Origin of the sequence: Paenibacillus sp. MMS20-IR301, assembly GCF_032302195.1 — a bacterium.
Taxonomy (GTDB): domain Bacteria; phylum Bacillota; class Bacilli; order Paenibacillales; family Paenibacillaceae; genus Paenibacillus_AQ.
The window spans coordinates 4,139,716-4,152,426 of the sequence record NZ_CP135275.1 but is presented as its reverse complement, the minus strand read 5'-3'; the positions used below and the strand labels follow the sequence as shown (position 1 = coordinate 4,152,426).

At 52.4% G+C, this 12,711-nt stretch carries 11 protein-coding genes and 1 tRNA gene; 6 read left to right on the top strand and 6 right to left on the bottom strand.

Annotation, left to right across the window (positions count from 1 at the left end):
• Positions 1-94 precede the first annotated feature (94 nt).
• From LOS79_RS17805 to LOS79_RS17795, 3 genes are read right to left on the bottom strand one after another with little or no spacing between them, the layout of a single operon-like run.
• Positions 95-277, bottom strand: coding sequence for a FeoB-associated Cys-rich membrane protein (locus LOS79_RS17805; protein WP_315411401.1), 183 nt, complete (start codon positions 275-277; stop codon positions 95-97).
• A gap of 44 nt (positions 278-321) precedes the next feature.
• Positions 322-2,334 (bottom strand): ferrous iron transport protein B, encoded by a 2,013-nt coding sequence (gene feoB, locus LOS79_RS17800; protein WP_315411400.1) that lies wholly within the window; start codon positions 2,332-2,334, stop codon positions 322-324.
• Positions 2,334-2,573 carry a FeoA family protein gene (locus tag LOS79_RS17795; protein ID WP_315411399.1) on the bottom strand — a complete coding sequence of 80 codons (240 nt, stop codon included), beginning with the start codon at positions 2,571-2,573 and terminating at the stop codon, positions 2,334-2,336. Before LOS79_RS17795 ends, feoB begins: the two co-directional genes overlap by 1 nt.
• A 250-nt stretch (positions 2,574-2,823) precedes the next feature.
• On the opposite strand from LOS79_RS17795, the gene LOS79_RS17790 reads away from it, so the two are divergent.
• From LOS79_RS17790 to LOS79_RS17780, 3 genes are all read left to right on the top strand, one after another.
• Positions 2,824-3,783 carry an aldolase catalytic domain-containing protein gene (locus LOS79_RS17790; RefSeq protein WP_315411398.1) on the top strand — a complete coding sequence of 320 codons (960 nt, stop codon included), beginning with the start codon at positions 2,824-2,826 and terminating at the stop codon, positions 3,781-3,783.
• A gap of 189 nt (positions 3,784-3,972) precedes the next feature.
• Positions 3,973-6,096, top strand: coding sequence for a putative bifunctional diguanylate cyclase/phosphodiesterase (locus LOS79_RS17785; protein WP_315411397.1), 2,124 nt, complete (start codon positions 3,973-3,975; stop codon positions 6,094-6,096).
• Positions 6,097-6,208: 112 nt separating this feature from the next.
• Positions 6,209-6,282 (top strand) — tRNA-Gly (locus LOS79_RS17780).
• A gap of 160 nt (positions 6,283-6,442) precedes the next feature.
• Here LOS79_RS17780 and LOS79_RS17775 read toward each other — a convergent pair.
• Entirely contained in the window at positions 6,443-7,798 is a 1,356-nt protein-coding gene (locus tag LOS79_RS17775; RefSeq protein WP_315411396.1) for a dipeptidase, read from the bottom strand.
• Positions 7,799-8,074: 276 nt separating this feature from the next.
• On the opposite strand from LOS79_RS17775, the gene LOS79_RS17770 reads away from it, so the two are divergent.
• From LOS79_RS17770 to LOS79_RS17760, 3 genes are all read left to right on the top strand, one after another.
• Positions 8,075-9,025, top strand: coding sequence for a TRM11 family SAM-dependent methyltransferase (locus LOS79_RS17770; RefSeq protein ID WP_315422307.1), 951 nt, complete (start codon positions 8,075-8,077; stop codon positions 9,023-9,025).
• A 14-nt stretch (positions 9,026-9,039) separates the two neighbouring features.
• Entirely contained in the window at positions 9,040-9,657 is a 618-nt protein-coding gene (locus LOS79_RS17765; RefSeq protein ID WP_315411395.1) for an NUDIX hydrolase, read from the top strand.
• Positions 9,658-9,861: 204 nt separating this feature from the next.
• On the top strand, positions 9,862-10,017 hold the full coding sequence (locus LOS79_RS17760) for a hypothetical protein (RefSeq protein WP_315411394.1): 156 nt from the start codon (positions 9,862-9,864) through the stop codon (positions 10,015-10,017).
• A gap of 127 nt (positions 10,018-10,144) precedes the next feature.
• On the opposite strand, the gene LOS79_RS17755 is transcribed toward LOS79_RS17760, so the two are convergent.
• Positions 10,145-10,618 (bottom strand): ASCH domain-containing protein, encoded by a 474-nt coding sequence (locus LOS79_RS17755; protein WP_315411393.1) that lies wholly within the window; start codon positions 10,616-10,618, stop codon positions 10,145-10,147.
• Positions 10,619-10,655: 37 nt separating this feature from the next.
• Positions 10,656-12,617 carry a ribosomal protection-like ABC-F family protein gene (gene abc-f / locus LOS79_RS17750; RefSeq protein ID WP_315411392.1) on the bottom strand — a complete coding sequence of 654 codons (1,962 nt, stop codon included), beginning with the start codon at positions 12,615-12,617 and terminating at the stop codon, positions 10,656-10,658.
• Positions 12,618-12,711 lie beyond the last annotated feature (94 nt).

Here is a 12,711-nt window from a genome sequence, read left to right as displayed (position 1 = left end):
GAATGGTCTGGCTGTCATTAGCTTATAATTAACATACCCGCATGCCAAGGATTCTAAACGAAATAAATTCTGTGTGCCGGGTTACAGCGCTGCACTAATGTTTGCTGTCAGCCGTACTTCCGCAGCAGGACAGAGGTGAATCCATCGCTGCAGCAGAGCAGCTCTTGCTCTTGTCACAGCCGGCACAGGCGCCTTCTTTGCCCTTTTGCACATGGCGGTAAATCATCCAGCCGGAATATCCGAAGATTAGCGTTACAATCAGGACATTTACGATCATCGCAGCTTTCGCTTCCTCTCAAATGTAGCTTGGACTTGATGCTTCTACGACCAGCCGAGCAGACGGCCGCCCTGGAAAATAATCAGCGACACGGCATAAGCAAGCACCAGGGAATAGCCCATGGAGAAGAAGGTCCATTTCCAGGAAGCAGTCTCCTTCTTGATTACGCCCACAGTGGCCAGGCAGGGAATATAGAGCAGGATAAAGGCCATGAAACTGATTGAGCTTAGCGGTGTGAATACAGCAGCAATTTGACCTTCCAGCCCGGCTGTATCCGGTGCATGGTAGATGATATTCATGGTAGAGACAACAACCTCTTTGGCCAGGAAGCCGGGAACCAGTGTGGAGCCGGCCTGCCAGGTGCCGAATCCAAGCGGATGCAGCAGAGGAGCAATGAATCCGCCGAATTTAGCCAGAAAAGAGTGATCCATGTCCACATTGAGTCCGCCGGGACCGGCATAAGACATCAGCCAGATAATAACCGAACCGGCGAGAATGATCGTCCCTGCCTTGCGCAGGAAGCCCTTGCCCTTCTCCCAGGTGCTGCGGCCAAGCGTCTTGAGCTGCGGCATCCGGTATGGAGGCAGCTCGATGATGAAGATGGAGGACTCATTCTTGAACAGATGCTTCGAGAATAATTTGCACAGCAGCAGTGCGAAGACTACACCCATCACGTACATTGCCAGTACTGCGGTTGCCTGCTGCGCGGGGAAGAAGACTGCAGCGAACAGCAGATATACCGGGAGTCGGGCCGAGCATGACATGAGCGGCATGAGCAGTGTAGTCAGCATCCGGTCTTTGGGCTGTTCGATGCTCCGTGCAGCCATAATGGCCGGAACGTTGCAGCCGAAGCCGATAATGAAAGGAATAAAGGCTTTGCCGTTCAGTCCCATCCGCTCCATCGTGCTGTCCATCAGCAGGCAGACCCGCGCCATATAACCGGAATCCTCCAGGAAGGAAATCATCAGGAACAGGATAAAGATCTGCGGAACAAAGACAAGCACACCGCCGACACCCCCGATAATGCCATCGACAATCAAGGCATGCGTGAAATCTGAAGCGCCGATCATCTGCAGCAGAGAGTTGGCACCATCGCTAAGCGGACCGGCTATGAAGCCGTCCACAAGATCTGATAAGGGGCCGCCTACCCAGTCAAAGGTTGTTTTGAACATCGCGTACATAAAGACAATGAATAAGGGCAGTCCGAGAAAACGGTGCGTGAGAATGGAATCCAGCCGTTCTGTCAGGTTATGCGGCTTCTGCCTGGTGGTATCTATTGCCGCTGCACAGACGCTGCGGATATAGTCCATGCGGATGGAGCGGATCCACTGCGGAAGAGTAAGCGCCAGCTTCTGCTTCTGCAGGCTGCTCTGGCAGGCATCGCATAATGCCATCAGTTCTGAAACATCAGTACGCTTCTTCAGCAGATCCAGAACTACCGGGTTCTGCTCCATCAGCTGGAGCGCAACCCAGCGGTGGCTCGGCAGGCCGGAAACCTGCTTGAGTTTATTTGTGATAGCAGTAATGTTCTCTTCAACCAGCGCGCCGTAATCCAGACGGAAGCTGACTGCCGGGATAGCTTCTGTCTTCTCCAGGACACTGAGAACCTGGCCTGTGCCTTTGCCTGTTCTGGCAATCAGCGGAAACACAGGAATGCCAAGGCGGGCCTGCAGTTCTTCAGCGTTAACCTGAATTCCGCGCGCATTGGCAACATCAATCATATTAAGTCCGAGTACAGTCGGCTTGCCGTATTCCAGTAATTGCAGCGTAAGCAGCAGATTGCGTTCAAGCTGTGATGCATCTACGATATTTATGAGAGCCTCAGGCGATTCTTCAATCAGATATTGGGCAGCTACACCTTCATCACGGGACAGCGGATGAAGCGAATAGATGCCGGGCAGGTCAATAAGCTTGCCGGCTCCATTCTTCAGACTGCCGACCTTCTTTTCCACAGTTACGCCGGCCCAGTTCCCGACATATTCATACGAAGAAGTCAGTGTGTTGAACAGTGAGGTTTTTCCGGTATTAGGATTGCCTACAAGTGCAATGGAGCTCATCAAACCTTCACCTCAATCATAGAGGCTTCCTTGCGGCGGATGGCGAACAGCTGGCCGTTGCACTCCAGTGTAATAGGTCCCAGTAAAGGCCCCTTGCCCTTCAACCGGATTGTGACGCCTTCAGATACTCCCAGATCGGCCAGACGGCGGCGTAATATGGGATTCATACCTGCGATTTTATGAATGGAGCCGGTTGAGCCAGGCTCTAAACGCAGCAGGGAGCAGGACGCTGAAGCCATTGATATCCCTCCGAAGGAGATTGATAATCAATCTCAATTATTTCTTGTACTGTAGCATTTTGTTCGAAAATATGCCGTGATTAATATCATTGTTATTGATCTTTGAAATCTATATGGAAATTACTGAAATTTTCTTTACAATATATTCTTCATTAAAGTATGATTGAACGATAATGTAAGCATAGTAAGACTGTGTCCATTTTCAATATGAAGCTATAATATGAAGAGTTATTTGAAGGGAGAACAGATTGTGAAGACTAATCAGAGTAAAATTGTCGATTGCACCATCCGCGATGGGGGACTCGTAAACAACTGGGATTTCAGTATTGAATTTGTTCAAAAATTATATGCCGGCCTGAATGAAGCCGGTGTTGATTATATGGAAATCGGCTATAAAAACTCCCCTAAGCTGTTAAAAGGGGCTGAAGGTGCAGGACCATGGCGTTTCCTGAATGATGATTTCCTCCGCAAGGTAATTCCGCAAAAAGGCCATACAAAGCTGTCCGCACTGGTCGATATCGGCCGTGTGGATGAGAATGACATTCTGCCCCGCAGCGAGAGCATGCTTGATCTGATCCGCGTGGCCTGCTACAGCAAGGACGTGGACAAGGCACTCCAGCTGGTTCAGACGTTCCACGATCTAGGATATGAAACTACGATCAATATTATGGCCTTATCCAACGTAATGGAGAATGAACTGCTTGAAGCATTTGATCAGATCCGCGAAAGCGTCGTTGATGTAGTGTACATTGTAGATTCCTACGGAAGCCTGGACCACAATGACATTCATTATCTGGTGGAAAAATTCAAAACACATCTGCCGAATAAGCGGCTGGGTGTACATACACACAACAATCTGCAATTAGCCTTCTCCAATACGCTGATTGCAGCCGAGAAAGGTGTGGAGCTGCTGGATGCCTCCTGCTACGGCATGGGCCGTGCGGCGGGCAACTGCCCTACGGAGCTGCTGGTTACCCACTTGAAGAATACCAAATACACACTCCGCCCTGTTCTGGATATCGTGGAGAACCTGATGATTCCATTGCGTGAGAAGGAGGAGTGGGGGTATATCATCCCTTACATGATTACTGGAACTCTTGATGAGCATCCGCGCTCGGCCATGGCGCTGCGTTCTTCGGCTGATAAGGATAAGGCGGTTGACTTCTACGACAAGCTGACCACGCCTGAGGTTAATTTTGGGGATAAATAACCACCTGGAAGGAGAAAGCACTGACCTCTGTTTGGGGAAGGTGCTTTTTTTCTGCCGGATGACTTTTACTTCAAATATTGTAGGATGAACAGTGTAACTTTAAGGAGACATTCCGCCGATATTTATACATAGGACATAATACGCATTCAGGCGAATTTGCAGATATCATTTTTTAGACGTGAGGGACTTATGAGACAAGAAGAGAGAAAGACCATTCATGCAGCTATCTTAGGGGCAGCACTGTTCCTTCTGATCCAGATTTTTCGTGCACCGCTGGGGCAGATTGAAGATAAAGATTTAATTCTGGCATTTTATCTGATTTTAGGCTGCTGCACTGTGGCGTTTGGTTTTGCGGTTTTCGCCCAGGGATGGTTATTATTTGCCAATAAATTATCCAGAGCAAGATTGTATACCTCAGCGCTTTTTTTAGGTGTCAGCATCTTTGATTTTCTGCATATACTCAGTTTCGTCGGTATTCCTGCAGTTTCCTCCTATATTGATCCCGCACAATCCCTGTGGCTGCTGACCTTTTCGCGGCTGGCGAGTGCGCTGGGAATTGTCTTTATTTTCAGCAGGTCAGATGAGCAGGTGCCCGTTGACAGCAAAACCAAGGTATTCCGTAATTCGGCTCTGCTGATTGCATTTTTTTTGACAGGACTTGTGCTGGCCAATCTGGTTGTTCCTGGTCTGGCAGGCTATGCCTGGATGGAGACGGCCAGGGATCTGCTGAATATGGCGGTATTGTTCGTTTATCTGCTTGGAGTGGGAATTATCGTCTATCCGGGCAACATTGAGAAGTCAGCCTCACTGCTGATCATCATCCGTGCGCTGGTGTTTTTTGCCCTGGGCCAGGTCTTCTTTATGAATCTGCTCAGTGTCGGGGAGCTGGATTATTTCTTCGGAATGCTCAGCAGCGGCGCAGCCTACTATCTTTTGCTGACCGGGGTTTACAGACTGACGCTGGAAGAGCCCTTTCAGGAGGATCAGCAGGCAGAGGCGCGGATTAACTATCTGGCGTATCACGATGATCTGACCGGCCTTCCGAACAGACGGCGCCTGATGCAGCGCATGGAAGAGATCGTTATTCAGAGCGAGAATGATAAAAGCCGGGGATTCGCCGGACTCGTCATCATGAACATCAATCATTTCAAGAATATTAATGACTCGCTTGGCCATTACGCAGGCGATTTGCTGCTGCAGCTGGTCTCCCAGCGGATCGGCAGTGAGGTTAAAGCCAATGAAGAGCTGTACAGTATGGGAGCCGATGAGTTCGCCTTTCTTATGACAGAGCGGACCGGGCTGGAGAACTGTCTAGTCCGGGCAAATGAGCTGCTGCGGCTGTTTGAAACACCGGTAGGCCTGGAATCCGGCGAGTATCATATCTCGCTGAGTCTGGGCATGAGCATCTATCCCGGAGACGGAGATACAGCGGAGCAGCTGATCCAGAACGCGGATACCGCAGTACATAACGCCAAGGAGCAAGGAGTGGAGATCCGCCGCTACATTCCGGCTATGCAGATGAAGGCGAAGGAGCGCCTCAAGCTGGAGAATGATCTGCGCAGAGCGCTGGAGCGTGATGAATTCTTCCTGGTCTATCAGCCGCAGGTGCAGCTGGAATCTGAAGAGATTGTCGGCATGGAGGCGCTGCTGCGCTGGAATCACCCGAAGCGCGGGCTGGTCTCGCCGGTGGATTTCATCCCGATTGCCGAGGAGAGCGGACTGATTGTTCCCATTGGTGAATGGGTGCTGAAGACAGCCTGTCTGCAGAACAAACAATGGCAGGATGCTGGCTACCGGCCGATCTGCGTCTCCATTAACCTGTCCATGCGCCAGTTCCTGCAGCCGAATCTTGCCGGTAAAATAGGCGCTATATTAGCGGATATCGGCCTAGACCCGGGTTATGTTGATCTCGAGATTACGGAGAGCATGACCCTGGATAAGGAAACAGCCTTTGACCAGCTGAACCGGCTGAAAAGACTGGGTGTGTTCATCAGTATTGACGATTTCGGCACGGGCTACAGCTCACTGCATTATTTGAAAAATATGCCGATTGACCGCTTGAAGATCGACCGTTCCTTTGTTTCTGAAGTGATGGAGGACAGCAACAATGCGGCTATTGTCTCGACCATTACCTCCATGGCCCATCACTTGAAGCTGAAGGTTACAGCGGAAGGCGTAGAGAATAAGGAGCAGCTGAATTTCCTGCGCCAGCAGCATTGTCATGAAGCACAGGGGTATTTATTCAGCAAGCCGGTGAAGGCGGCAGAATTCGAGCAGGCCTTTCTGAAGCCGCTCCTCGGTCTGCCATCGTAATACAAGAGAGCTGTCCTTATCTTAAATAGACTTGCAATTTGTTTATAGCAATGCTACAATAGATTTTGTCTTCAATTTATGTTTTTCTTACAACTGGTTATCCATTTAAGTTGCGGGTGTAGTTCAATGGTAGAACTTCAGCCTTCCAAGCTGATAGCGTGGGTTCGATTCCCATCACCCGCTCCAAGTTTTAAATTCCGAAATCCTTGTGTTGCAAGGGTTTTTTTGTTGTTTATATCTTATAAATGAATTCTGCAAAAATAAGCAGACCGCACTTGTCCTCTCGGACTGTGGGGTCTGCTTATTTACTGTTAGAGCTGTTGTAATTGTGCCGGAAATGCCTGGCTTACACCGTCTTCAGGAACTCCACGATAGTCAGGAGGCCTTTGTCGAAGTTCTCCAGATTGAAGTGCTCATCCGGAGCATGCAGGTTCTCATCGTCCAGCCCGAAGCCCATAAGGACTACAGGAGCTTTCAGAATGCGGGAGAAGCTCTCCATGATCGGAATCGAGCCGCCGTCTTTGGTGAAGAGCGCACGGGTGCCGTAGACTTTGCCGTAGGCGTCTGCAGCAGTCTGCAGAATCGGGTGGGCAGGATCAATGTTAAAGGCCCGGGCCTTCTCCATTTGCTTCACAGCTACTTTGGCGCCGCTCTGGATGTTAGCCTTCAGATGTGCTTCAACGGCATCAAGAATATGCTGCGGGTCCTGATCGCCGACAAGGCGGCAGGTGATCTTGGCGTGGGCTTCCTTCGGAATAACCGTTTTGCTGCCTTCGCCCTGGAATCCGCCATAAACGCCGTTCAGCTCAAGCGTCGGGCGTGCACCAACCCGTTCTACGAAGCTGTAGCCTTCCTCGCCGTACAGCTGCTCGAGGCCAAGGCCTGTACGGATTTTGTCCTCGTCCACACCCTGCTTGGCGAATTCATCACGCAGCAGCGGGGAGAGTGCAGGTACGCCTTCGTAAAAGCCGTCAACAGAGACCCGGCCCTGGTCATCATGCAGCGAGCTGAGCAGGGAGACCAGCGCATGCAGCGCGTTCGGTACGCCGCCGCCGTAAGAGCCGGAATGCAGATCTGTGAGTGCCGTATTCACGGTAACCTCCAGTGAGCACAATCCGCGCAGGCCGGTGCAGATGGCCGGACGGCCGCGTTCCAGCAGGGAAGTGTCGGAGACAAGCACGGCATCGGCAGCCAGCTTGTTCTGATTGGCTTCCAGGAAAGGCGGCAGATTCACGCTGCCGATCTCTTCTTCGCCTTCGATGCACAGCTTGATGTTGACCGGCAGTGTGCCCTCCTGCTTAAGAATAGCTTCAATAGCCTTGATATGCATGAACACCTGGCCTTTGTCATCGGTAGCTCCGCGGGCATACAGCTTGCCGTCACGGATCTCCGGCTCAAACGGAGGGGTAGTCCACAGGTTCAGCGGATCAACCGGCTGTACATCGTAGTGTCCGTAGACGAGAATGGTCGGCTTGCCGGGAGCATGCAGGTAGTCTGCGTAGATAACCGGATGGCCTGCTGTAGGATGCAGTTCGATATGCTCCAGTCCCGCGCGTGTCAGTGTCTCAACCAGCCAGCCGGCAGCGGCATTAACATCTTCCTTGTGTGCGGAGAGGGCGGAAATGCTGGGGATCGCCAGCCATTGCTTGAGTTCGGACAGCTGGGCTTCACGCTCAGCCTGAAAATAAGTTTCATACGACATAGTATTTATGTACCTCCTTGGAATTCGCTGCAGGGTGCCGCCGGGAACCGGCATCATTCATAAAGACATCATCCGGGATTCCGGGCAGTCTTGACCCGGCAGTGTAATGCATTCATTATACTGGAGATATTCCAATGGATCAAAAAGGATTGTGTAAACCGCCTCCCGGTAGTATGCTGAACTTTATGAACCAAAAGGCGCCGCCAGCGGCGAAAGCGATAGGAGCGAATCAGAGTGTCAGAGAATGTGCCTGTAAATGTTGAACACGGAGCGGAGTTGCCTGAGAGCGGCTTCCCGTCATATATATATACTTACACCCATACAGAGGATGAGGCATCGCTGTGCGGCATGGAGCTGCGCTGCCTGTTCGGGCGGGTGATTCCGCCCATGCTTTTTTCAAGCGGTATCCAGGTGGATGTAAGCCGCAGCCCTTTTATCAAAGAACGGGTTGATGTCATGTACGCAGGGGACACTCTTGAGGAAATCTACAAGCAGACAGAGCAGGTAGAGCTTGCGGGGCAGACCTTTAAGGTTATTTTTGTGAAAACGAATGACTTGGCCCCTGAGCATAAAGTTGAGTATGATGAGCGCAGAGCCATTGAACGGGAAATCGGCATGCGGATTGAGGGAGAAGCGGATGTGAACCGTCCGGAGCGGGTGTATGGCCTTGTAACACTGGGCGGGCGCTGGTATTTCGGCACTTACCATAAGAATAAGGCAACCTGGCTCCGCCAGATGCAGAAGCCGCGCAGCTACTCCATCGCGCTTAGCACGCGTGTGGCCCGGGCGGCAGTCAACATGGCTGTTCCCCGGATACCCGGAGTGAAGGCTATAGACCCCTGCTGCGGGATCGGGACGGTTATGGTGGAGGCGCTGTCGATGGGAATCGATATCGTCGGACGGGATATCAACCCGTTTATTGCTGCCGGTGCACGGACGAACATTGCCCATTTCGGCTTTGAGAGTACCGTCACACTTGGAGATATTGCCGATATTGAGGAGCATTATGATGCTGCCATTGTGGACATGCCGTACAATCTGTATTCGAGCATTACACCGGAGGAACAGTTCGCAATTCTGGCCAATGCCCGCCGTATTGCCGGCCGGGTTGTTATCGTGGCGATTGAGGCGATGGATGAGATGATCAGCTCTGCCGGATTTACAATCATAGACCGCTGTATTGCGAAGAAAGGCTTGTTCTCCCGTCATTTGATGCTTTGCGAATAGAAGGAGTGATTAGAATGGAACCGAAATGGTTAACCTGGGCGAAGGAGATCCAGGGTATTGCCCAGACAGGACTGACCTATGCCAAGGATGTGTATGATATCGAGCGTTATCAGGCGTTGCGGGAGCTTAGTGTGGACATTCTGGCTAATTATACCTATGAGAGCAAGGAGCGCATCCGGCTCTCCTTCGCGGAAGAAGGCGGCTACAGCACACCTAAAGTGGATGTCCGGGGCGTGGTTTTTCAGGATGATAAAATTCTGCTCGTACACGAAAAGCTGGACGGCAAATGGGCGCTTCCCGGCGGCTGGGCCGATATCGGCCTGTCCCCGAGTGAGGTAGTGGTCAAAGAGATTGCCGAGGAGTCCGGTTACCAGGCAGAAGCCGTAAGGCTGCTCGCTGTGCTGGACAAGAAGTTCCATCAGCATCCCCCGGAGCCCTACCATGTTTACAAGATATTCATTCTTTGCCGGATTACCGGCGGTGCGGCTGCGGCAGGTGTAGAGACGAGCGGAGTAGCCTTTTTTGGTGAACATGAGCTGCCGGCGCTGTCTGAAGAACGGAATACGGCGGCACAGCTGCATACGCTGTTCCAGTATCTGCATGATCCTGAAAAACCGGTCATATTGGACTAAAGAACTGCATATTATATATGAACGGTAATGGCCTGAAAGTTTTAAAGAAGACAAAAAATGGTTAATACTTAACATGTAAGCCTTTACAACAATAAGCCGCTGAGCCTATATAACTAAAAATTTATGGAGTGCGCAACTTTTTGGGCCAGGCGGTCTACATTTTTTCCTCTGCTGTGACGATAAGATATTTTAGGAGGGGATCGCATGGAACAAGAAGAGTTAAGACTTCCGCTTGCGCCGGAGAGTGTATCGAGACCTGCAGAAGGCAATATTGCTACCGGCCTGGTATGGGGCATCCTGATCAGTATTCCATTATGGATCTCGGTCATCGGCTGGATTATGGGCATCTGGAATTTCTAACCCGTCCGCAGAAGCTATCAGCATACAATAAATCCTAATTATACAATGAAGGCTGCCTCTCCGTCCGGAGAAGCAGCCTTTTTGAATATATGGAGGAGCTACAGCCCCTTATTGAAAATATAAGAATTTATCTGTTTCCACTTGTATCAACCAGACGGAAGGTCTCGCAGACGACCCGCATGTCCGGATCGAACGTCTTACCCTCAGCCTGGAGTTCTCTGGTGAAATACACCTCATGATGGTACCTCCAGGACGCAAGGCTCCGGTCATCCTCACCTTCCGAGTAAGCGAACTCCGGGGTGACCTCACCGAACGGGACGATCTCTACCTTGGTTGTCTCAATTATTGCGCGCGGCTCCCCGGTACTATCCAGCAGGATGGACAATCCGCCTTCAAAAGGAAGAGGGATGTTCCTGGCCTGGCTCAGCTCGTAATTCTGCGCCGTTCCGGTCTTGATGCCCTGCAGGACGAGGTCCAGCAATTCATCGGCCAGCCGGGGATTATCGCCGAAAGCCCAGGCGCTGTCGAAATGGTCGGCGGCTTCAGGATGAAGGGCCAGATAGCCCTCCCAGTATCTTGCTATTGCCGGTGTTAATGTCATCTTAAATCACTCCAATTATAGAATTTGTTCATCTGAATTATTTGTCCGCTTCACTTAACCAGCTGCTGTACAAGTCATCCAGCTGCTGCTGGGCGCCGTCGCGCGTCTCCTGGAGCCCGGCCAGCTTCAGCGCGTCACTGGCATGCTGCGGGTCCAGCATCTCGGCATCGATTGACGCGAGCCGGGCTTCCGCTGCTGCGATATCCTGCTCCCAGGCAGCCGCCGGCCGCGGCTTGCGGGATGCGGCACCGGAGGCGCTGTGTTCGCTGCTCCGGGAGCGTACACCGTTAGCCGCAGGTGAAGCTTTCGCCTTAAACGGTATGTCTGCCCTGCCAGCAGGCTTGCCTGCTGCCGACGGCTGTACTGCTGCGCCAGCCTGCTTCTCCTTATAATACTCGTAATTTCCGGAGAAGGAGGAGAAGCGGCCGCCTTCAATCGTCCAGAGCTTGCCGAAGCAGCGGTTAATGAAATACCGGTCATGGGATACCGCCAGCACGGTGCCCGGGAATTCCTCCAGCGCTTCCTCCAGCGCCTCGCGGGAATCAATATCGAGATGGTTCGTCGGCTCATCGAGAATGAGCAGATTCGGCCGGCGGTGCATCAGCACCGCGAAGCGCAGCCGTGTCCACTCCCCGCCGGAGAGGTTGGTGATGTCCTTGAACACATCACTGCCGTAGAAGAGGAACCGGGCCAGCTGCCCGCGGGCTTCACCCTCCTCAAGTCCGGCCTCCTCACGGAAATAACGCAGTACCGACTGCCCGTTCTCCTCCGGCACAGCTTCCTGGGCGAGATAGCCGACAACGGCTCTCGCAGCCAGGGTGCAGCTGCCGCTGTCCGGGGTCTCCTGGCCAAGGATAATCCGCAGCAGTGTGCTTTTGCCTGCACCATTGCCGCCTATCAGTGCTGTGGTTTCTCCATATCTAAGGATATCGCTGGCTGTGGAGAACAGCTTACGGTCTCCGTATGCTTTGCTGATTTGTTCCAGAATCACGACCTGATTGCCCGTCCGGTCATCCTGCTGCAGCTGCAGATCCATGGATTTACGCTCCAGCACCGGACGTTTGACCTTGACCATCCGGTCCAGCGCCTTTTGCATGGAGGCGGCGCGGCGGGGGAAGGAGACGTTCTGGGGATTCAATTTGCCCCATTCAATCAGCCGCTTGATGCTCTCCTGCATCTGCTTAATCTTCTTCTGCTGCTCCTGATAGTCAGCGAACTGCTGCAGGAGCCGTGCTTCCTTCTCAATCTGATAGCCGCTGTAGTTCGCATGGAAGGTGAAGGCTTCACCGTCTTCAATCTCAATCACTTTCTTGACGACCGCATCCAGGAAATAACGGTCATGGGAGATAGCCAGTACCGTACCGTCATAGCTCTGCAGGAACTGCTCCAGCCATTCAATTGCCTCCATATCGAGATGGTTGGTCGGCTCATCCAGCAGCAGAATGTCGGGACGGCGCAGCAGCAGCTCGGCAAGACCGATCTTGGTTTTCTCCCCTCCGGAGAGGGTTGCGAACCGGCGGTCATACTGGTGGGCTCCGATGCCGAGCCCGGCGGCTACACGCTGGATGGAGGATTCGATCTCATAGCCTCCGGCCGCTTCGAATTTCTCCTGCAGTGTACCGTATTCCTTGAGCAGGCTGCCCCAGCCGGCTTCGTCGGCTTCTGCGCCGGGAGCAGACATCTCCTGCTCCAGCTCCCGCAGGCGGCGCTGCCAGGCAAGCGGCTCTGCGAAGCTGCGCTGCAGGACATCGTAGACGGTCTCGCTGTCATGGGCTTCCTGGATTTGCGCGAGCAGCCCGATAACGCTGCCCCGGCGGATCGAGATTTGTCCCTGATCGGGGCGTTCTTCCCCGCTCAGAAGGTGGAAAAGGGTGGTTTTGCCGCAGCCGTTGCGGCCGATCAGGCCGATTTTTTCGCCTTGGCGGATTTCAAAGGTGATGTTCTCCAGAACGAGCTGGGCACCGTGGTATTTTTGGACATTTTGGCATGAGATGATCATAGTTATTCTCCTTTTATAGGAATGCCTTACCCGCACTGCCGCACCGGAAATCCCCCGCAATCTTTAAAAATACATAACAAAAAGACCACAGGGA

Coding starts and splice junctions, on each gene's coding strand:
- LOS79_RS17805 (WP_315411401.1), bottom strand. CDS start 277: ATGATCGTAAATGTCCTGATTGTAACGCTAATCTTCGGATATTCCGGC.
- abc-f (WP_315411392.1), bottom strand. CDS start 12,617: ATGATCATCTCATGCCAAAATGTCCAAAAATACCACGGTGCCCAGCTC.
- LOS79_RS17755 (WP_315411393.1), bottom strand. CDS start 10,618: ATGACATTAACACCGGCAATAGCAAGATACTGGGAGGGCTATCTGGCC.
- LOS79_RS17795 (WP_315411399.1), bottom strand. CDS start 2,573: ATGGCTTCAGCGTCCTGCTCCCTGCTGCGTTTAGAGCCTGGCTCAACC.
- LOS79_RS17785 (WP_315411397.1), top strand. CDS start 3,973: ATGAGACAAGAAGAGAGAAAGACCATTCATGCAGCTATCTTAGGGGCA.
- feoB (WP_315411400.1), bottom strand. CDS start 2,334: ATGAGCTCCATTGCACTTGTAGGCAATCCTAATACCGGAAAAACCTCA.
- LOS79_RS17775 (WP_315411396.1), bottom strand. CDS start 7,798: ATGTCGTATGAAACTTATTTTCAGGCTGAGCGTGAAGCCCAGCTGTCC.
- LOS79_RS17765 (WP_315411395.1), top strand. CDS start 9,040: ATGGAACCGAAATGGTTAACCTGGGCGAAGGAGATCCAGGGTATTGCC.
- LOS79_RS17760 (WP_315411394.1), top strand. CDS start 9,862: ATGGAACAAGAAGAGTTAAGACTTCCGCTTGCGCCGGAGAGTGTATCG.